Raw genomic sequence first — 19,752 nt, forward strand, 5'->3', positions numbered from 1 at the left:
GGTAGTCATTAATAGCGCAACGTTTGATGTGAAGATAAATTCAGGCTATCTAAAAAAAACAGATAGTTTCTTAAGTCAAAATGCTAATTTGACGGTTTCCACATGCTCTTACAATACAGATAATATCTCATCTGCAATCTGCTTTGCACCCGCCTCCGGGTCGTCTGCCTGGTAGATACTCCTGCCCACAATCACATAATCAGCCCCGGCCCGGATAGTATCGTCGGCACTGCCGCCCTGCACACCCACACCCGGCGAGATGATCACAAGGTCACCCACAACATCCCGTATCGTCTTCACACGCTCAGGCCGTGTGGCGGGTGCCACCACACCAGTAACACCACAACCAGCAGCCATTCTTGCCATGTCCTCGGCCGGGTCTACCATGAAATCAGCCGCACCCGGATGACTCATTTCGGTTACTGCAAACACATCACGGTTCCATTTTGCAGCCTCTGCAACACAGGCCTCAAGGCTGTCCCGGCCCGTGAAAGCATGCACTATCACTGCCGCAGCCCCGGCCCGGTAAGCCTGCTGCAAAATCAGGCGGCCGGTATTGGGAATATCAGCCACCTTGAAATCGGCAATTACCGGAGCGAACCTGGACATTTCACTTATGATATCCACACCAGCCACCAGTACCAGCGGGTACCCTACCTTCACAGCATCCAGGTATGGCGCTGTTTTCTCTGCAATGTCCAGGGCGGCATCCCTGTCTGTTACATCCATGGCCAGTATCAATCGCGTATCCTTTTTCATGTTACTCCTCCTCCTCTTCCGAGACTTATTATTATTTAGCATGAAAGTACCCTTGGGTTCTTTCATTTTTTTGTGCATGCTATTCGAAGAATTTCATGTACGTTTTCTGGGACGATTCGAAAAACCGCAGAGGGACGCAGAGTAAAATAACGACCCTCTGCGGTCCTCCGCGTCCTCTGCGGTGAATCTTTTTTGCCACGATTCATTTATCCAGAATAAATTAATAAGTCACGATAAGAGCAACTAAATAATCAGTATCCAGTATTGTCATAATTTTGCACGCTCTGAACGGGATATATCAGTTCCAATGGACCTAATTTCAATGGCAGCCTTTTCAAATTCATCGTCTTTTAATCTTTCGGCAAATTCTTTTAACGACTTTCTTCTAACAATTCCTGTTGTACGATTTATGAGGGCTGTAAAGCTTTCCCCCTCTTTTTTTAGCTGCACAAGGCTTTTGTAAGTTTCTTATGAGATAGTTAATGTTTTATGAGCCATATGTTTAAGTGTATTTAAATGTGCCTGCAATTTTCATTCCTTACGTCTATCGTTAATATGGAATGATTTCAGTCCCTGCATCACAGCACTTTCCCGCCGCCCCGGCATCTGCACTTTGCCCTGCCACTGCAGCCCGTTATGGCGGCAGGTGGTAGCCAGCCTTGTGGATTCATGCGAGCTTCGAACCGCGGATATACGCGAATGAACGTACATATTGCAGCTAAAATCATATTGTATTTGAATTTATACTGCATAATTTAAATTAAAAACCATAATTACCGTTATCTGCGTTCATCTGTGTTTATCTGCGGTTAATAATAAAATTAAAATAATTATAGCCAGTTTCATCCCCTCAACTCCCATGCTGCTCTTCTTAACTAATCCACTTGGTCACCAGGAAAAAATTAACAGGAAAATGAACTAAAACAAGCAAGTTGATAGAAATACAAACATCCATTTTTCGGAAGTACTCCACTAACGCGGCGCGCCCCTTACTTACCCAGCCCCAGCACATCAGCCATACCGTACACCCCGGCCCCCTGCTCCATCACCCAAAGTGCAGCCCTCACAGCCCCGCCGGCAAACGCCTGCCTGCTGTGGGCCTGGTGCCGTATCTCGATACGCTCACCATCGCCAAAGAATAACACAGTATGATCACCCACCACATCGCCGCCCCTTACAGCATGAATACCGATCTCATCACCCCTTGGCGCAAGTCCCTGCCGCCCGTACACATAATCCCTGCCACCCAGCACCTCACTGATAACCTGCGCCGCCTTAACCGCAGTGCCGCTTGGTGCGTCCTTCTTCTTATTGTGGTGGGCCTCGATGATCTCCACATCAAACCCGTCCAGGGACCCGGCAGCCTCGTTTAGTAGTTCCCAGAAAATATTAACGCCCACAGCAAAATTGGGCGATATGACCGCAGCCACGCCATTATCACTGATGGCCTTGTGCATCTCACGCATCTGCTCCTCGCTAAAACCAGTAGTGCCCACCACTAGGTTTGCCCCGGCATTGGCTGCCCTGACCACATTTCCAGTCGCAGCCGCAGCTATCGTAAAATCGATCACGACCTGTGTCCCAGTCTCCTTAATCACGGATTCCATATCGGCGGGGTCTGATACCGGCACACCCAGGTGCCTTGTCCCGATGGCCTCGCCCACATCCCTGCCGATATTAGCAATATCAAATGCCGCAGAAAGTTCCATATCCCCACTGCCCAGGATATTCTGGATGATCAGGGTGCCCATCCTGCCGCATGCACCGGTAACGGCAGTGCGTATCATACTACAGCGCCCCGATTGCTTTTAATTCAGCCACCAGCTTTGCCTCGTTCCCTGAGTCCAGCGGCGCAAGGGGCAGCCTCAAGTGTCCCGCAGCAAGACCGACCAGTTCGGCCGCCTTTTTCACAGGTATGGGATTGGTCTCAAGGAACAATGCCTCGATAAGTGGTGCAAGCTGTACTTCCAGCCGCTTTGCCTCATCCAGGTCCCCTTCATTAAAAGCCGTTAACATAGCCGTCATCTTTCCAGGTGCGATATTTGCCACCACACTAATCACACCAGCACCACCAAGTTCCATAATTGGCAATGTCATGGCATCATCTCCTGATAACAAAATAAAATCTTCATCCTGCGTCAGCCTGATAATTTCAGATATCTGGTCCAGGGAACCACTGGCCTCCTTTATTCCAATAACATTGGGATGGCCTGCAAGATGAGCAGTAATCTTAGGCTTCATGTTAAGGCATGTCCGGCTTGGCACATTATATAATATCTGCGGAATATCCGCATTATCAGCTATCTTAGTAAAATGTTTAATCAACCCCTCATCATTGGGCTTGTTATAATAGGGTGTGATCAATAGTGCTGCATCAGCCCCTACATCAGCAGCATATTTAGTTAATTCCAGGGCTTCGACTGTGCTGTTGGACCCTGTGCCGGCAACAACCGGCACCTGGCTATACTCCACAGTTATATCAATGATCTCCTTATGTTCCTGGAATGTAAGAGTAGCAGACTCTCCTGTCGTCCCTGAGGGCACGACGCCTGAAATTCCTCCCTCTACCAGAAAATCCAGGTTGGACTGCATACCCCATTTGTCAATCCTGTCATCAGGAGTAAAAGGTGTTATCAATGCAGCCAGTACGCCATCCAGCATAGCAGGATCACCTACATTATAATATTATTTTGTCTGTCGGTTCTTCTTCCTTGTGATGTATCCGGCAATCCGGTTCCTTATAACCTTGCTCCGAACATTGGTGAACTGGGTGACAAGAGGTTTATTATCCTCAAAATCACCAGTGAACTGGTCGCCTTTTTCATTTATTAATTGGAGTGCAAGAGTCTTGATATAACTTGGTCTGATTCCCATTTTTATGCTCCTATATTTTATGACCTGCATACTACCCCACTATTCATATATGTTTCCTTCAACAGCACAAGTATGTAATGTTATCCATCAAATGCAATAAGAAAATTATTTACATCCGGTGAATAATATATAATATTATGACCGATATCGGACTGCTATGGGATACAAAACTGCTTTTTGAAAAGTTTTTTACCGAGCACGGTTTTGATTGCAAGTTAATACATCCCGCATCCCTTGGCACGCCGTTTTTACCTGAATTCAAACTATTGATCATACCAACCGGTTTCGCCAATACTGATTATTCCAGCACATTATCCTCTCTGATGCGCAGCAGTCACAGGATAGAGAAATTTATTAAAAACGGGGGTATGCTGCTGGTGTACGGTGCCCTGACAGAATCACATAATTATGAATGGCTGCCAGTCAACCTTGAATATATACAGCGGTATGGTCCTGTTGAACTGTTCCCGCGCTGCCAGAGCGATGTATCACTTTTAGCAGGTGACACATCACTGGATTGCGACGGCTTCTTCTGCTCGGCAGATGGTGAATGTATTTTTCTCAATGATTTAAATGAGGTAGTATTAGTAGAGATCAAGTACAAAAAGGGTATGATAATCGCCACGACCATACATGAATTTCCCACACCTGAATTTATCAGGTGGGCACTAAAACATTCGACTCATGCCAGTATATAGAGGTTTTACTTTACTGGTTCGCCCATTTTTTTGATTTTCTCCACTTCTTCAGGACTGGTAATTGTGAGCAAAAAGGTACCGTGACATGGCTTTGTATATGGAAATATGATATTATCGCCGTCTACTGCCACATAGATTGGCGGAACACCAATAATGAACACATTCATCATATGATACCCTGGCTGGACTTGGTAATATTCATCATAGTTTGAGCTGATGAATGACGAGCATTCCTTGAATCTAGCCCTGGCTAGTAAAATCTCATATTTCAACTGTTCGATGCAGCCCAACGTTCTACCTCCATGATTACTTTTGATATTATTGGTTTTGGATTATGCACAGCTCCGGCCCAGATATTTTCCAAGCTTGCATCATCACACTGCTGTGCCAGGGCCATGGCATCGTTCCCGAATATTATCCCCACGGCCTCACCGCTTATTAATGCGGCTGCCGTGGCAAGATATGACACCCCTGTATCGTTATGGATGAATACGTAACATATGTCAGCATCAACCTTTTTTTCGGCAAGACCGCCAATAGTAGCATCAAGGTCAGCCGTTTCTTTTATATAATGCCTGGCAGGGTCGGCCGTACGGACCAGTCCAAGTGCTGCATTGTTACCTGCAATGGTTACCATGGCACCGCTTTTTACCAGCAGGTCCAGGGTATAGATAGCCAGGCTGGTCTGCACCGGGACTTCAGGGCAGCCTAACATTAACAATGCCTTTTTGCGTTTATCTTTCAAGATTATTCTTCCTTATGCTGATAATAGTTCAAGATTACTTTTCCTTATGCTGATGATAGTTCAAGATCATTCTCCTTTATGCTGATGATCGTTTAACCTGTGCCTCTTCGGCAGTCATTTTTTTCATCTCTTTTTCATCCATGTTCCCACCCTGGAGCTTCATGCGTTCCCGCAGGACACATTTTCCATATCTGGAACCACCCAGGGGATTTTTTGGCGTACCAAGTGAATTCATACACCTGGCCATTACCGCAGCTCCCCGGGCAAGACCATCATCGATAAATACAATATGTTCCTCAGGTGAATCGAATATGCCCAGTTTTTTTATCTGGCTGAGTATTAATCTTGGTTTGCATCCGGTAATGGCTGCCCTTCCCGTCAAACCCAAGGCAGTCCTCTCTGTGACAAGGTTCTCATCCGATGCAACTTTCACCAGCCGTTTCACCATGATAGCACACACCATATCCACTATAGCGAACAGTGTCTCCAACCCATATTTTTCATACACTTTGCCCCCTATCTTTGATAGTTTTTCCAGGTCAGAACCGTTTTTGCCCACATCACACCCTATCAGGGTGACCCCGATTTCCTTTGCTGTTTTCGGGCTGACCGGTACGCTGCCGTACTTGTCCACATTTTCGGGAATCACCTCAATTGATATCAGTTCATGTATCTTATTGGTATACTCTTTGATAACCTTCCCCCGCTTCATCCAGGTGAGTAGTCCCACTGGTTTGTTTTTAAACAGGTCAAGGGCAGTACCTACCTTTTCATCCACAAGATGTGTGCCCTGGATAATGGCATCCGGAATGGCACCGGCATACCCTGCAAAATTCCCGGTAACCCTGGCATATGGGGTATCGTCATTTGTGATGCGACCATCCAGCGTTGTGCCGAAGTCTATGGAGAGACAGGGATTCCTAAAATCAATGCCCGCCCATTTTGCACCTTCCTTAATACCGGCGGTGGCCAGTTCACCTTCCATCTCATTGGCGACCACCTCAAGTCCCGAGGCACCCACAGGGGGAAGTACGCCACCCACCGCACCTGTGAACACGATCTTTTCTATCAAGCTGAATTTCCTGAAGCGCTGTGGCACGTTCTCTATGGACATGGCAGGGATCATGTGTTTGGGCGGTACCCCGGCCATCATGCACCCGTCTGCCAGAGCCTTGACGAAATGGCCTACTTCGTCAGGCGAATCAAAACCGGCAACAACCCCGGTGGAGCGTACCACAAAGTGCAGGTCCTCTTTAATATCAAGGTTAGCTGTACACAGCGATTCCTGCAGAGTATCACGCACCAGTTCGGCTACAGATTCCTTGGTAAGTGAAATGCCTGTAAGTGTTTTACCAAAAATCTCTTCGTTTGGCCTGGGGCTCCTGACGTCCCGTGTCATATTTACAGTTTTATTGACAAGGCTGGTCTTGCCATCCTCCAGGTTAGTAGCTGTCAGTATGCATTTAGTTGTAGTGTTGCCTACTTCTACCGAGGCTACAATGAAATAAGGCTTTGACTTCAGGTCCAAAAGCCTGACATAAGGGCTATCTGAGATTCTTGGTTTTGGCCCGAATGTATTTTTTTTTAGTATTTTTACCGGATTGGTCATAGTTCGCAAACTTCTATAGGGATTGTAATAGATATATTTTGTTTTCTACTATTCTGCATAATATGTGCACACCCATGAACCTATTGCTAAGTCTACCTTCTGTCATTGAGGTCACGTAATAATATATTGATCTGCTCAAGCCCTGCATCTGTCTTGAACCCTGTTCCTGTAAAATGGGTGCGTGAAGCGTAAAATCCTGCAGATACGAGTGCCTCTATCAGTCCATCAATAGATCCGGGCGAGATTTTATTTTTTTTGCACAGCCAATGCTGGTCGTAGTAGGTCACAACATCTATTTCACCACGACAAAATTCAACAATCTTTACTGCCTGCTCCCATTTGCCCGGCTTCCTGGTTTCCAGTTCGACAAGCACTGCCTTACAGAAATCCCGCTCCTGGATACTTCCCAGCCAAAGTGGTCCGGCAGGTTGGAGTGTCCCTTTGCAGTGGGGGCAGATCGAATCCAACTGTGCAGCCAGCCCATATTTCCATGACCTGTATCCGCAATTTTGGCAGTGAGTGATAAAACCCATTTTTTCCAGGGCATCATCGGCAGAGGACACACCCTTTATGATCTCAATATATACCCTGACATAGTGTCGTGTGGCATGGGTCAACAGCACCTTTACACCTTTATCCCGGCGCACCAGTGCCCTTACTGCCGCACCCAGCAGGATGCGTGCCCCCATCTCCCTGTGGTATTCGGTGTTCAACGGCACTGCCGCATACTTGCGCATTCCCGATTTCAGGTGGGCACCGCACAGGGGAGCAGTATCTGTGGCAGTGATGCACAGCAGCCTGCGGGCCGAGCGGGCAGCAGCATCCAGAAACGGGGCAGGTGAGCCAAAGGGGTCAAGGTCAACAATGTCAAAATACTTTCTATGCATGAGAGTATTGGCGTTCTGCCCGGAGGAGATGCAGATATCTTCCAGACCGTTCAGCATTATATTTTTTTGAATCAGTTCATAAGCATCCTGTTTCCAGTCGTTCAGGCAGCACTTGGATCCCACCTCGGCTGCCATACGTATGCCCCTGATGCCTGAGGCTGACATAACATCAGCGTAGGAAAGTGTTTTAGTGTCAAGGCCATGATCTTTTATAAAACCCGCAACAGCAGAAATGGTAATATCGCGGTTTAATTCCATTTCAGAGTTATAGAACACACTTGCAGAAGAAGATGGAATAGATGATGGATCACCGGGAAGGGGAACCTCAATTCGGACACCCCCTTCACTGATGACCTTGCGATTCATTATTTATTAAACCACAGTAATGGTTAATACCTTTGTATCCCTGCCTTTCAGGTAGAAAGTATATTCACCGGTTTCATTGAAGGTATGGCTTACATACCGCATATAAGGAAGATATTGTTCTTCTTCCCATATACCATTCTCATTAACCAGATATCTTGCTTGCTTGCTATTTTCGAAGTTCCTCCATTTAATTGTGTCGCCCACGTTTATTTCTTTATCCCCTACAGGTATGAACATGTAACTCGTGATCCTGATCAAATATTCCTGGGGTACTGCAGTTGATGTGGGTGTTACTTCAGTTGGCTCAGGGGTTACGGTGGCTGTAGCGTTGGGTGTTGCTGTGGGTGTTGCTGTATCTTCAATATAAGGTTCAGGTTTAATATCAGTGCATCCTGCAGCAAATATTGATATTGCCAACAATGTTGTTACAATAAAAATTGAAAAAGCTTTCTTTGGTTCCAAAATTATCATCACCTTAATAGTCTTATGATTTACAATTATTTCATTCTATAAGTTATTAATACTATCGTAAAGATTTGAACAAAATTATTCCTTATCCTTCAACTTGACAGCCGTACCATATGCCAGTATCTCGGCTGCCCCTGCCATTACCATTGAGGTCATGAACCTAACATTTATTACGGCGTCAGCACCCATCTTTTCGGCATCCTGTACCATGCGGTTAATGGCTTTCTCCCTGGCCTCCTCAAGCATCTTTGAGTATTCTGTCAGTTCACCGCCTACGATGGTGCGCAGACCTGCCAGTATGTCCTTGCCGATATGCTTGGCCTGGATAGTACTGCCACGGGCCATGCCGAGGGTCTGTGTGATCTCTTTTCCTGCTATGGTATCTGTGTTCACGATTATCATGTTCTTGCCTCAGTATTTCCTTTCAATCTCAGTATCCTTTGTCCCTATTCTTTCCTTTATCAAAGACAATAACGCTACTATTATACCTAATATAATGGCTGCAAAGGATAATTTAAGTATCAGGTTGCTCTCTATGGTTAAAATATTATAGAAAACGTATCCTACCAGCAGGATGATACCTATGACGGCCATGCCTATGCCCAGATTTCGCACTGCTGTGTTATTATCCATTTCACATCACCCCGGATCTCTAAGAATATAGGCTGTTTCTTGTACATAAATAGATTATGAATAATTTGATTGTGCACGAACAGTTCGGAAATATCAGGCCATCTGCTTCCGGTATAATTAGCGGGGATGTGAGAGAACCATACTCGTGCAACATCATTGACAGTGAAAAGAAAAACTTGTGTATAACTGCCGAGATGCCTGGCATTACACCCACCAGGGGCCAGAGTTTTGACAGTCATGTAACTGAAAGGGTAATCAGCCAGTTCCTTGCCGAACTGGACGGACTGGAAGAACTGCATGGTGTGGTTGCCATTGCCGCAACAAACAGGATTGATATGATAGACAGGGCACTGCTTCGGCCTGGCAGGTTTGACAAGATGGTGGAAGTTCCGCTGCCTGATGAGGCCGCGTGGCGGGAGATACTCAGGATATATATGAATAATAAGCCGTTTACCGACGATGTTGATGTTCAAAAACTGGTTAAGGAGACTGCAAACTATTCTGGTGCCGATATTGCGGGAATTGTACGGGAAAGCATAATGCTGGCCATCAGGGAATACGTGCAGTCAGGCAAGTTGGTAGATGATGATGAAGAGATGCAAAAGTACAGGGTTACAGGTAATCATATCAAAAAAGCCAGGGAGAAAGTGAAACCAGAGAAAGAACGTGATATTGGAATATACACGTAACTTCCCTTCCCCCGGTCATCCGGAGGGACCCAGTGGTATTATTTACGATATATATTTAAGCCCCAACGATATTAAGTTCGTGATATTAGCTATGTCTATTTACCGGAGGAACTTATCCCATGAAAGAGCAGACCGAAGTCCGTACATTAAAAGAAGGAAGATATGTTATAATCGATGATGAACCCTGCGTGATCAAATCACTCTCACATTCAAAACCAGGAAAACACGGAAGTGCCAAAGCCAGGGTAGACGCTGTTGGTATATTTGACAACCAGAAACGTTCCATTATATCGCCTGTTACACAGAAGATCTACGTTCCCCTTGTGGAAAGGAAGAACGGGCAGGTTATCTCTATCTCTGGTGATGTGGTACAGTTAATGGACATGGGCGATTATTCCACTATCGAGCTTGCCCTACCGGATGAGTATAAGGATAAGATCGAGGTTGGAAAGGATCTCCAGTATCTGGTTGCCATGGGGAAGATGAAAATCGATATGCGACTCTGAGCCTGTATTTTTTTTTAATTTTTTTTAGGAATGTTCGCATGGGTGGGGAACTTTTTTTTGCAGATGCCGATTCTAATTATTCTGATGCTAAATTCGTGATCTTCGGTGCACCTTTCGACGGTACATCCTCTTTCAGGAAGGGCAGCCGGTTTGCCCCTGATGCCATACGCGAAGCTTCGTATAACTTTGAGACCTACAACCCTTACTTCGATATCGACCTTGCTGACATACCCTTCCATGATGCGGGGGATGTGGACATACCCTTCCATAATGCAGGAGATGTGGACATACCCTTCCATGATGCTGGAGATGTGGACATACCCTTCCATGATGCTGGAGATGTGGACATACCCTTTCATGATGCAAGAGATGTGGACATACCTGATAATTGCACAGTAGAACAGGCCCAGGCTGCGGTTGGTGACATGGTAACCGGCATCCTTAGTGATGGTAAGATTCCCGTAATGCTGGGTGGTGAACATTCACTTACGGTGCCGTGTGTCAGGGGATCAAAGAGCTATTTCAATGACCTGGGTGTGGTGGTGCTGGATGCCCATTTTGACCTGCGGCAGGAATATGAGGGGCAGGTCAACAGTCATGCCTGTGTGAGCCGCCGTATCATCGAAGACATTACAGGCAATTATGTATCCATAGGCATACGAAGCGGCACCAGGGATGAATACTCACTTGCCAGGTCCCGTGGTATTACCTACTATCCGGCAGATCTTGTAGAGGATAAAGGCATCCCACATGTTCTTGCAGAACTTTCCAGGCACCTTGACCTTGGTACAAGTCACCTGTACCTGTCACTAGATATGGATGTCCTGGATCCGGCATATGCTCCTGCACTGGGTACACCCGAACCCTTCGGACTAACTGACAGGCAGGTGCTTTCACTTATCAGGCGGCTGGCCCCCCGGTCTGTTGGTTTCGATCTGGTGGAGATCGCTCCCGGGTTCGATAGCGGAAATACCGCACTTCTGGGCGCAAAATTCGTATGTGAGTTCATAGCATCTGCCTGGGCTTCACGATAACATCAATTGTTCCAAGCTTTAAATGTGTGGATTGTATCTTTAGTATTATATGTACTGGCCTTGCACAAGATCTGTGACGAAATAGAACCGGTCAATGTGATCGAACACAATACCAATCCTGACCCCCCCTCAAATCGTTGTTGCTTTTGTTGTTGACCAGAAAGGCGTACTTGTTACATATAGCGTATGGCCGGGCAACCAAACTGATGCTACAAGTCTTGAACCTGTTGACACATGCCTCAGAGATAAATTTTGGTTAGAAGCTCCCTGAGTTCTGGATTCCTACAAAATAAGAGATCAGATAAAAAAACGGCTATACCAACGCATTATAAATATTGTCAAAATTGAATTATCACCCTTTTTTTCCGCGACGGCCAATGCCACCACTACGACTGCCACCACTACGACTGCCACCACTACGACCACTGCCACTACTGCGACCACGACCACGACCACGACCGCCACCGCGCCCCATACTATCTCGACGAGTTCCGTTAGTGGCGCTGTTATTCGTATACCGTTTGATGGCGTCTCTAACAGATCCTATGGCAGTTGTAATCCCGGATGCAATTGCGGCGGGCATGGACACATTCTCCTGCACTATTTCATCCGGCACTTCGATAATTGCCTCTTTCTTGCATATGTTGACACAGGCTCCGCAGCCAGTGCAGAGGTCGTTATCGATATGTGCCGCATCTGATAGTGTTATCGCACTTACCGGACATGCATTGATGCATAATCCACATCCTGTACATAGCGATTCATCGATTTTGCACTTCATTTTTTCAGTTCTTCCAGCTTTGCTTTGATCTCTATCATCTTACTTTCCAAAGCTTGTATCTCTTCATCTAACGTCTGTGCAGGCTGGGACGGTACTGGAGGAGTAGGTGTTACCGGAGCTGCCAAGCCCATTCCTTGTCCCATTCCTCGTCCCATACCTCCACCCATTCCGCGACCGCCGCCACGGCCACCGCCGCGTCCCATACCTCTTCCCATGCCTGCACCAGGCATACCGGTAGCAGGCATACCGGGGGCAGGCGCACCGGGGGCTGCCTGCAGTTGGCCGCTCTTGTACTGCTCGATCGCATCGCTGACAGTGCCGCTTGCACCAGTCACGATCGAGATATTAGTAGCACCGAGCGTCTGGATCGCATTCGGTCCCACCTGTCCGGTGATAACAACGCCGGCGCCTTTGTCTGCAACGGTCTGTGCCGCCTGTATTCCAGCACCGCTCGAAGCACCTATACTTGGATTCGGCATTGCTTCATACTCCATAGTTTCCGAGTTCACGAAAACGAAGTACTGGCATCTTCCAAATCTTGGATCTACGGACGCATCCATGTTTGGTCCGGTTGAGGTTACGCATATCTTCATATTTATCAATCTCCTTTTACAAAATGATCTACATTGTCAATTTCACAATCTTACCGCATACCATGTCTGCCACGTCCGGCTCTGGCATAGCCACGATCGTCCTCAGCCCTGTGTATATTCACGCTTTTACACTCCGGGCAGTTCTGGGGTCTTCCTGTGCCATGTACCACTTCCCATACATGCTTGCAGTCATAGCACTGGAACTTACGTAGTTGAGTTATTGCCATCTCGTACATCCCTCCATGAATTCGTATCGCTTTGCCACAGACCAGGGCGCACCCGATCTTTCTTCTTGCTTCGGTCAGTATCCTGTGGAATGTTGGCTGCGAGACTTTCATATGATCTGCCGCCTCACGTTGATCCATTCCAAGATAATCCTTCAGCCGTATGCTCTCCATCTCTTCCATCTTCAGGACCACTTCACCTATGTCCTGCAGACAGGTTGTACACGGTTTGAAATAATTGTAATCAAATGACGACCGTATATACCGGTGGCGTCTTGGTCTTGGCATTAATGAATATATATTCATAATAAACTTAAAGCTTATGGTGGTAGTGCAAGGTTTGAATAAACTATTTAACTTGCAAATGGAATTAGGGTACATCATATTATAGGATTAATGTAGACACAATCATGAGCATGATCAAGGAGTTCGAAGAGATGGAAAATTATATTATTTCAGGTAGATTCAAAGCAGGTATTTCATGGGAGAAATTTACCAAGAAAGTAACCAGCCAAAATGAGAAAAACGCAGAAGACAAAGTCTATTCTCTTATTGGTAGTGAACACGGCCTGAAACGCATTTTAATACAACTGGAATCCACAACAAAGGAGTGAATAAGCTTGTCTTCTAATCAAGAACTATCAAAAGAGGACATCCAGAAAATGTCAAATCAGTTCCAGCAATTGCAATACCAGTCAGATGCACTATCACAACAATTGAACATGGTCAGTGCTTCTTTAGCCGAATCCGAGAAGGCCATCAATACCATAACTGAGATTGAAGGAACAGAAGACGGACACGAAATCCTGATTCCTATCGGTTCGGGTACTAATATCATGGCAAAACTGTTAAAACCAGATACTGTGATCATGGAAATTGGTGCAGGTATCAGTATGGAAAAGGATTTGGACAATGCTAAAAAAAGCCTGGAAATCCAGAAAGAAGAGCTTACCAAGTTCCATCAAACCACCCAGAACAACCTGGAGCAGATCGTAACAAAGATGCATGAGATCGAGTCCGTTGTGACAACTGCAATAAAAGGACAGCAGGCAGGTCAAATAGCACAGCAGACAAATCAAGGTCCAATACAGGGTTTGTAGATGTTCAATAGTTTAAAAAAGAAACTCAGCAGCTTCAAAAATTCATTTGGTGACATACTGGATCAACAGGCTGAAGAAGCATCTGAAGACATCCAGCAGGAAGGGTCAGGTGGTGTCACTAAAGAAGAAAAAAAAGAGACACCATCAGTAGCAGTTGGAATCAAACAGAAGGCTAAAGCACTGCTGCTTAGTCGTGAGTTCATAATAAGTGAAAAATCGCTGGAAGAACCTTTATGGGACCTGGAAGTGGCACTTCTTGAAAGTGATGTTGCCCTGGAAGTTGCGGAAGAGATAGTGGGATATGTGAAGTCGGAACTGGCTGGAACCAACTATAAGATCGGTGGGAACAAAAAGGATATTGTAGAACAGGCTCTCAGAAAAGCGCTTATCAGTGTATTGAACGTAGATACCCTGGATTTTGATGACTTTATTGAACAGGCAAATAAACCTGTCAATATTGCATTTGTCGGCGTGAACGGCACCGGTAAGACCACCACTATCTCCAAGATAGCCAAGCGGCTTAAAGACAGGGGATATTCGGTGGTACTGGCGGCCGGCGATACATTCAGGGCTGGTGCCATTGACCAGCTGCAGCGTCATGCAGATAACCTGGGATTGAAGATGATCAAACACCAGGAAGGCGGCGACCCGGCTGCTGTGATATATGATTCGGTGGAGTATGCCAAAGCCCGGAAAATAGATGTGGTGCTGGCAGATACGGCTGGCAGGATGCATACAAATATCAACCTGATGGACCAGTTAAAGAAGATATGCAGGGTATCCCCCCCTGACCTTGTGATATTCGTGGACGAGGCAATTGCTGGCAACGATGCAGTGGAACGTGCCCATCTATTCAACCAGACAGTACCGATAAGCGGAAGCATATTGACCAAGTCTGATGCAGATTCCAAAGGCGGCGCAGCTATTTCCATAGCACATACCACAGGTAAACCCATACTGTTCTTCGGAGTGGGCCAGGAATACGACGATATTGTTAAGTTCGATCCCCAGTGGCTGGTGGACAGGCTGTTCGAGTGAGGTCTGCTGGTTATATTACGGGTTGTTTGGCCTAATTTTTTTTTCATTAGTAATCGGTTAAGGAGTTTGACTGGCTCGATTGGTATTGTTTTCCAAATAACCAATGATTTTTTATGATTAATCAATTTAGTTTGAATAGAACATAGATGACACGGATTAGACGGATTTTCACGGATTTATTTTCGTATCCTCGCACATCCGTGTCATCTGTGCAATCCACGTTCTATCACAATATTACTCTTAACTGATGACACATTAATTTTTTTTAGCCCTAATGGTTGTTCAGCTTGCCGGTATTTTTATCCAGAAGTTTATCTTAATTCAGCCCGGGTCCCGGTTTTTATAGCGATATCAAAACTTCCGCTCCTGAAGCCCTCCAGGTCAAGGGTGATATAGGTATAACCAAGTTCTTTAAAAACACTCACAATATCATCCCTGTACTTCAGTATAATATGAAGATCATCCCCTGATACTTCAATACGTGCAATGTCTTCATGGTCTCGTACCCTGCACTGGCTGACCCCGAGATTAAAAAGATAATCCTCTGCCTTCTCCACCTTTTGAAGTCCCTGAACTGTAATAGTCCGTCCGTAAGGGAACCTGCTGGACAGGCATGCCAGTTGAGGTTTATCCCATATTGATAATCCAAGATACTTTGCCATCTGCCGTATCTCGTTTTTGTTAATACCAAGGTCTGCAAAAGGTGTAAGTATCCCGTTTTCAATCGCTGCCTTGTGGCCAGGCCTGTGTCCTGTTAGTTCTGAAGCATTAGTCCCTTCAGCTACAGCTTCCAATCCCATTTCACTGGCCAGTTTCTTCAATTCCCTGAACAGGCCATTTTTACAATGGTAGCATCTATCAACCGGGTTATTGGCAAATTCCGGCTCATCCAGCTCATTATAGGGGATAATGATATGCCTGATACCTAATGATCTGGCTGTACTTCTGGAACTTTCCAGTTCCCGTGCCGGCAGGGTCTGGCCCTCAGCGGTAACGGCAACGCACCGCTCTCCAAGTGCCATATGTGCCAGTGCTGCCAGTGTACTGCTGTCCACTCCGCCGCTGTATGCCACAAGCACACCATTGATGTTTTTGAGATATTCAACCACTTGGTCTATTCTTTCCTCAGTGGAGTGATGACCGGGAACTGTGCTTTCATTCATTTGCGGTATTTTATCTGTCAATGTAGTAAGCCTTTTGCCATGTAAGTTACCTTTTGTGTACTGGTTGCAGAAATGGATAAGATAATTGACGTTGCTAAAAAGATACGGAATATGGAAATACGCGGAGCCGGTACCATTGCCAGGGCAGCGGCACAGGCTCTAAAGGACTATGCCCTTGTACAGGAAACCACTGTAAAGCAAGAGTTTGACAGCCAGTTATCCAGGGCGGCAGAAATACTTGTATCAACAAGACCCACTGCGGTATCTTTGCCAAATGCTGTCAGGATAGTAATGGCATACAAGGGAGGATCAGTAGATGAGGCAAGATCTGATCTGGTAAGGCTGGCCGATGAGTTCATTTCCACATCAAAGGAAGCAACCAGGCGGATCGGTCTGATCGGCAGTCAGCGCATAGGCGATGGCGATACAATTATGACCCACTGCAACAGCCAGGCTGCCTTATCAGTAATAGCCGAAGCTCATCGCAGCGGGAAAAATATCAAAGTAATAGCTACAGAGAGCAGGCCCAGGTTGCAGGGTCATTTAACAATTCAACAACTTAACGAGCTGGGCATAGAGACCACACTGATCGTTGATTCGGCAGTCAGGTACTTTATGAAGGATGTGGACCTGGTGGTGGTAGGAGCAGATGCAGTGACAACAAATGGGTCGGTCATTAATAAAATTGGTACATCCCAATTGGCACTGGCAGCCCACGAGGGCAGGACAAACCTGATAGTGGCGGCAGAGACTTATAAGTTCAGTCCACGCACACTGCTTGGTGAAATGATAGAAATTGAAGAGCGGGATACAGGGGAGGTCATTGACCCTGAAAAACTATCAGGCATGAAACATGTCAGAGTAAAAAATCCGGCTTTTGATGTCACCCCTTCAAGCTATATTGACCTTATCTGTACTGAAGCGGGAGCGATCTCACCTGAAATGAGCTATATTATCATCCGTGACATCCTGGGATGGGATGTAAGAGATATGCAGGAAATTATAGAAAATTCAAATAAAAAAAGATGAATGATATGAATTGGATAAATGAAATGTTTGAGATGAATGAAATGTTCGAGATGCATATATAATATTGGAGGGAAAAATATGGAGAAAAATATAGAATTAGAACTTATTGTTGATGGAAAGGATATAACGATTAACAAATTTGTGCAGAAGGTTATTGCAGGTATTGTGGGCGGTGCAGTAGAACCCCTTGAGGGTGTGGAAAAGGACTGGACAGATATTGAATTGACAATTAAGCGATAATTATCAGCTCTGTTTATTTGTCAACTCTTTTTTTTCAGGTTAAGTTTACCAGTTTTGGTATCAAGTGATATTCCGACAGACCTGAGATAATCTGCTGCCCTGCCCTGCCCGTGTATCAGTAGTTCTACCAGGTCATCGGGTTCATCCATATCAGTGCTGACCAAAAAGGAATCATACACATCCACAGTCAGGCCAGCCTCTTTTGCAATCTTTAAGTGGTCAAGGAAACTGGTACCGTAATAATCCACATGGAATTTTTCCTGATTTCGTATCAGCAAGGCATTGGTCCCGCCACCCGAACCCGGGGCTATTACCACGTCTGCTGTCTTATTTGTAAGTTCGATAACCTGTTTTTCAGTAACCAACGGCATATCAGCCATGATGATAAACACAGTACCATCCCAGTGTTCGGCCGATTTTTTGAGATATTCGTTCAATGCATCGTTCAAGTTTTTCTCATTTAGCAGGATATTGATATTTAACGGAAACTCAGTATTCATTATGCTGGAAAATGAAGAATTCAAAATATCGATCTCATCGAATTTCCCTGACTTTTCCAGTGCACTTATAACATCAAATAACATACAAAGAGCAAGCTTTTGCCTCTGGGTTTCGGAAAGTACTTCCGATAGTCTTGATTTTGCATTCTCTTTTTTAAAGGGGATTACAGCTCTTATTGTATCATCGGTCATGGTCTGGAATCATAGACTCACTCTTTCATATTATGTCTGCCGATTTCCCATAGTTCCAGGGCAAGTGATTCGATCTCATCATGGTTCTCAAGCCCATCCAGCCATTTTTTTGGAATAGCGTCAATTCCAAGATATGCGCCGCAGATAGCACCTGTAACAGCAGCAATAGAATCAGTATCCCCACCTGCATTAATAGCAGTAATCATGGCACTTGAAAAATCCAGCGGATTTTTAGAAAAACAATAGAATGCCGAAGGTACTACATCCCGTGTCATCAGGGAAGTGCCTATTGTGGAGAATGCATTGAGCTCTGGCATATATCTCATTTTTTCAATGGAAAAGATTTTGTTGCCCAGCACATGGTCGTACTTTTTAGCCAGGCTGCTGGCAGTCTTTAAAATAATATCAGGGCTGGTGTTTGTTATTGCAAGAGAAACTGCAGATGCTACGGTCACTGCGCCAGCGATGGATTCGGGATGTCTGTGGGTTGGTAATGATGAATCTACTGCCGTTCTTTCAACTTGTTCTAAGTTATCCGGATAGAGCAGTCCGATCGGGGATATACGCATTGATGAGCCGCATGTGGGTGAATCACCACCGGATTCATTCCATAGGGTGCCGGATTGTAACCGCTTGCAGGAATCAAGACTTGTACGGCCCCAACCTCTGTTTGATCCGGGGTCTGATACGATCATTGCATAATGTTCAACAAGTTTCTTTGAGAAAAGCACAGGGTCGAATTTACCAGCTTCCAAGATACTACGTGCAAGGATCAGTGTTTGTTCAGTATCATCAGTATACTGCCCAGCTCTAAGTTTTTCGTTAGGAGTTCCTGGCATGCCTGGTCCGTAATCAAACACGATATTGAATTTTTGTTTTATCTCACCAGGACTCATGCCTTCTGTTTGCATTCCCAGTGCATCCCCCACAGCACTTCCCAGCAAGCACCCGGTATATTTATTTCTATACATCTTTTATCGATAGCGATTTCATTTGAAATAAATTATTTGGTATTATTCTCACAACAAAATGTTATCAGTATTTCAATTTTATTTTATTAATATGTCAGTTATAGAATAATAATAATACTATATTTAAAATATTATTTACCAACACAATATATATAATAATATATTTACTATTTATTATTTATTATTTATTATTTATTCTATATAGAATAGTATATATAATATTTAGATTATAATTTTTTATAATTTATTTATTAGTTATATATATTTAAACATTATTTTTAATATATTTTATACTATACTATTTTACAATATATCTAAATAACTCATACTTATATATTATTTATAAAAAGTAGTATGATTTTTCATTTTTATTAGCCTATATTTATATATAGTAAATGTTACTAAAAAACATACCCTATATATGTAAAATATGGTGTTTAAAACATAGGCAGAAATTGCAAAACTGTTGAAATAAAGTATTGTTGTTATATATGTTCAGTCCTATATGATGTAGTAATACTTCAAACACATAATACCGTATATCCAGAGAATTATATTTTATGTGGATCATCCTGGGGTTTTGTGTCCCAAACATCATATTCCCATAGTATATGTAATTCCGGATGTTACAAAAATATAGCAAAATATGTTCA

At 44.7% G+C, this 19,752-nt stretch carries 28 protein-coding genes; 9 read left to right on the forward strand and 19 right to left on the reverse strand.

What is annotated here, in order from left to right; translation table 11 throughout:
• Window positions 1-108 precede the first annotated feature (108 nt).
• From pyrF to HF974_14145, 6 genes are all read right to left on the reverse strand, one after another.
• A complete protein-coding gene (gene pyrF / locus HF974_14120) occupies window positions 109-759 on the reverse strand; it encodes an orotidine-5'-phosphate decarboxylase (GenBank protein ID MBC2699437.1) in 651 nt (216 codons plus the stop codon).
• 267 nt (window positions 760-1,026) lie between these two features.
• Entirely contained in the window at window positions 1,027-1,209 is a 183-nt protein-coding gene (locus HF974_14125; GenBank protein MBC2699438.1) for a hypothetical protein, read from the reverse strand.
• 81 nt (window positions 1,210-1,290) lie between these two features.
• Window positions 1,291-1,470, reverse strand: coding sequence for a hypothetical protein (locus HF974_14130; protein ID MBC2699439.1), 180 nt, complete (start codon window positions 1,468-1,470; stop codon window positions 1,291-1,293).
• Between the two features lie 278 nt (window positions 1,471-1,748).
• The gene (locus tag HF974_14135) at window positions 1,749-2,546 is read right to left on the reverse strand and encodes a 4-hydroxy-tetrahydrodipicolinate reductase (GenBank protein MBC2699440.1); all 798 of its coding nucleotides are present in this window, start codon (window positions 2,544-2,546) and stop codon (window positions 1,749-1,751) included.
• A 1-nt stretch (window position 2,547) separates the two neighbouring features.
• The gene (locus HF974_14140) at window positions 2,548-3,420 is read right to left on the reverse strand and encodes a 4-hydroxy-tetrahydrodipicolinate synthase (protein ID MBC2699441.1); all 873 of its coding nucleotides are present in this window, start codon (window positions 3,418-3,420) and stop codon (window positions 2,548-2,550) included.
• Window positions 3,421-3,444: 24 nt separating this feature from the next.
• A complete protein-coding gene (locus tag HF974_14145) occupies window positions 3,445-3,633 on the reverse strand; it encodes a 30S ribosomal protein S17e (GenBank protein ID MBC2699442.1) in 189 nt (62 codons plus the stop codon).
• Window positions 3,634-3,770: 137 nt separating this feature from the next.
• Here HF974_14145 and HF974_14150 point away from each other — a divergent pair, with 137 nt between their 5' ends.
• Complete coding sequence (locus HF974_14150) at window positions 3,771-4,331, forward strand: hypothetical protein (GenBank protein ID MBC2699443.1); 561 nt, start codon at window positions 3,771-3,773, stop codon at window positions 4,329-4,331.
• 5 nt (window positions 4,332-4,336) lie between these two features.
• Here the strand turns inward: HF974_14150 and HF974_14155 are convergent, their stop codons facing one another.
• The 7 genes from HF974_14155 to HF974_14185 all read right to left on the reverse strand — a co-directional run bounded on the left by HF974_14155 (window position 4,337) and on the right by HF974_14185 (window position 9,039).
• Window positions 4,337-4,621: a DUF1894 domain-containing protein gene (locus tag HF974_14155; GenBank protein ID MBC2699444.1), complete on the reverse strand. Its 285-nt coding sequence runs from the start codon at window positions 4,619-4,621 to the stop codon at window positions 4,337-4,339.
• The gene (locus HF974_14160; GenBank protein MBC2699445.1) at window positions 4,600-5,046 is read right to left on the reverse strand and encodes a DUF1890 family protein; all 447 of its coding nucleotides are present in this window, start codon (window positions 5,044-5,046) and stop codon (window positions 4,600-4,602) included. Before HF974_14160 ends, HF974_14155 begins: the two co-directional genes overlap by 22 nt.
• A gap of 106 nt (window positions 5,047-5,152) precedes the next feature.
• A complete protein-coding gene (locus HF974_14165) occupies window positions 5,153-6,685 on the reverse strand; it encodes a methanogenesis marker 14 protein (protein ID MBC2699446.1) in 1,533 nt (510 codons plus the stop codon).
• A 92-nt stretch (window positions 6,686-6,777) separates the two neighbouring features.
• Complete coding sequence (locus HF974_14170) at window positions 6,778-7,938, reverse strand: tRNA (guanine(10)-N(2))-dimethyltransferase (GenBank protein ID MBC2699447.1); 1,161 nt, start codon at window positions 7,936-7,938, stop codon at window positions 6,778-6,780.
• A gap of 6 nt (window positions 7,939-7,944) precedes the next feature.
• Window positions 7,945-8,400 carry a hypothetical protein gene (locus HF974_14175; GenBank protein MBC2699448.1) on the reverse strand — a complete coding sequence of 152 codons (456 nt, stop codon included), beginning with the start codon at window positions 8,398-8,400 and terminating at the stop codon, window positions 7,945-7,947.
• Between the two features lie 84 nt (window positions 8,401-8,484).
• Window positions 8,485-8,808, reverse strand: coding sequence for a YbjQ family protein (locus tag HF974_14180; protein MBC2699449.1), 324 nt, complete (start codon window positions 8,806-8,808; stop codon window positions 8,485-8,487).
• A gap of 9 nt (window positions 8,809-8,817) precedes the next feature.
• The gene (locus HF974_14185; GenBank protein MBC2699450.1) at window positions 8,818-9,039 is read right to left on the reverse strand and encodes a hypothetical protein; all 222 of its coding nucleotides are present in this window, start codon (window positions 9,037-9,039) and stop codon (window positions 8,818-8,820) included.
• A gap of 56 nt (window positions 9,040-9,095) precedes the next feature.
• Between HF974_14185 and HF974_14190 the strand changes: the two genes are divergently transcribed.
• The 3 genes from HF974_14190 to speB all read left to right on the forward strand — a co-directional run bounded on the left by HF974_14190 (window position 9,096) and on the right by speB (window position 11,268).
• Window positions 9,096-9,728 (forward strand): AAA family ATPase, encoded by a 633-nt coding sequence (locus HF974_14190; protein MBC2699451.1) that lies wholly within the window; start codon window positions 9,096-9,098, stop codon window positions 9,726-9,728.
• A 119-nt stretch (window positions 9,729-9,847) separates the two neighbouring features.
• Window positions 9,848-10,234, forward strand: coding sequence for a translation initiation factor IF-5A (locus tag HF974_14195; protein ID MBC2699452.1), 387 nt, complete (start codon window positions 9,848-9,850; stop codon window positions 10,232-10,234).
• Between the two features lie 38 nt (window positions 10,235-10,272).
• Window positions 10,273-11,268 carry an agmatinase gene (gene speB, locus HF974_14200; protein MBC2699453.1) on the forward strand — a complete coding sequence of 332 codons (996 nt, stop codon included), beginning with the start codon at window positions 10,273-10,275 and terminating at the stop codon, window positions 11,266-11,268.
• Window positions 11,269-11,620: 352 nt separating this feature from the next.
• On the opposite strand, the gene HF974_14205 is transcribed toward speB, so the two are convergent.
• Genes HF974_14205 through HF974_14215 form a run of 3 tightly spaced genes read right to left on the reverse strand, consistent with a single transcriptional unit; the run spans window position 11,621 to window position 13,154 of the window.
• Complete coding sequence (locus HF974_14205) at window positions 11,621-12,049, reverse strand: 4Fe-4S binding protein (GenBank protein ID MBC2699454.1); 429 nt, start codon at window positions 12,047-12,049, stop codon at window positions 11,621-11,623.
• The gene (locus HF974_14210; protein MBC2699455.1) at window positions 12,046-12,642 is read right to left on the reverse strand and encodes a DUF5320 family protein; all 597 of its coding nucleotides are present in this window, start codon (window positions 12,640-12,642) and stop codon (window positions 12,046-12,048) included. Before HF974_14210 ends, HF974_14205 begins: the two co-directional genes overlap by 4 nt.
• A gap of 50 nt (window positions 12,643-12,692) precedes the next feature.
• Window positions 12,693-13,154 (reverse strand): DUF134 domain-containing protein, encoded by a 462-nt coding sequence (locus HF974_14215; protein MBC2699456.1) that lies wholly within the window; start codon window positions 13,152-13,154, stop codon window positions 12,693-12,695.
• Window positions 13,155-13,303: 149 nt separating this feature from the next.
• On the opposite strand from HF974_14215, the gene HF974_14220 reads away from it, so the two are divergent.
• From HF974_14220 to ftsY, 3 genes are read left to right on the forward strand one after another with little or no spacing between them, the layout of a single operon-like run.
• On the forward strand, window positions 13,304-13,480 hold the full coding sequence (locus HF974_14220) for a 50S ribosomal protein L18a (protein MBC2699457.1): 177 nt from the start codon (window positions 13,304-13,306) through the stop codon (window positions 13,478-13,480).
• Window positions 13,481-13,486: 6 nt separating this feature from the next.
• Entirely contained in the window at window positions 13,487-13,966 is a 480-nt protein-coding gene (gene pfdA, locus HF974_14225) for a prefoldin subunit alpha (protein ID MBC2699458.1), read from the forward strand.
• Window positions 13,967-15,004, forward strand: coding sequence for a signal recognition particle-docking protein FtsY (ftsY, locus tag HF974_14230; GenBank protein ID MBC2699459.1), 1,038 nt, complete (start codon window positions 13,967-13,969; stop codon window positions 15,002-15,004).
• A gap of 311 nt (window positions 15,005-15,315) precedes the next feature.
• Here ftsY and larE read toward each other — a convergent pair whose 3' ends face one another.
• Window positions 15,316-16,167, reverse strand: coding sequence for an ATP-dependent sacrificial sulfur transferase LarE (larE, locus tag HF974_14235; GenBank protein MBC2699460.1), 852 nt, complete (start codon window positions 16,165-16,167; stop codon window positions 15,316-15,318).
• 72 nt (window positions 16,168-16,239) lie between these two features.
• On the opposite strand from larE, the gene HF974_14240 reads away from it, so the two are divergent.
• Both HF974_14240 and HF974_14245 read left to right on the forward strand, forming a co-directional pair.
• On the forward strand, window positions 16,240-17,196 hold the full coding sequence (locus HF974_14240) for a ribose 1,5-bisphosphate isomerase (GenBank protein MBC2699461.1): 957 nt from the start codon (window positions 16,240-16,242) through the stop codon (window positions 17,194-17,196).
• Between the two features lie 78 nt (window positions 17,197-17,274).
• On the forward strand, window positions 17,275-17,436 hold the full coding sequence (locus HF974_14245; GenBank protein MBC2699462.1) for a hypothetical protein: 162 nt from the start codon (window positions 17,275-17,277) through the stop codon (window positions 17,434-17,436).
• 20 nt (window positions 17,437-17,456) lie between these two features.
• Here HF974_14245 and cofC read toward each other — a convergent pair whose 3' ends face one another.
• Entirely contained in the window at window positions 17,457-18,113 is a 657-nt protein-coding gene (cofC, locus tag HF974_14250; protein ID MBC2699463.1) for a 2-phospho-L-lactate guanylyltransferase, read from the reverse strand.
• A 32-nt stretch (window positions 18,114-18,145) separates the two neighbouring features.
• On the reverse strand, window positions 18,146-19,099 hold the full coding sequence (locus HF974_14255; GenBank protein ID MBC2699464.1) for an ADP-ribosylglycohydrolase family protein: 954 nt from the start codon (window positions 19,097-19,099) through the stop codon (window positions 18,146-18,148).
• Between the last annotated feature and the right edge of the window lie 653 nt (window positions 19,100-19,752).

Source organism: ANME-2 cluster archaeon (assembly GCA_014237145.1).
GTDB lineage: Archaea > Halobacteriota > Methanosarcinia > Methanosarcinales > Methanocomedenaceae > Methanocomedens_A.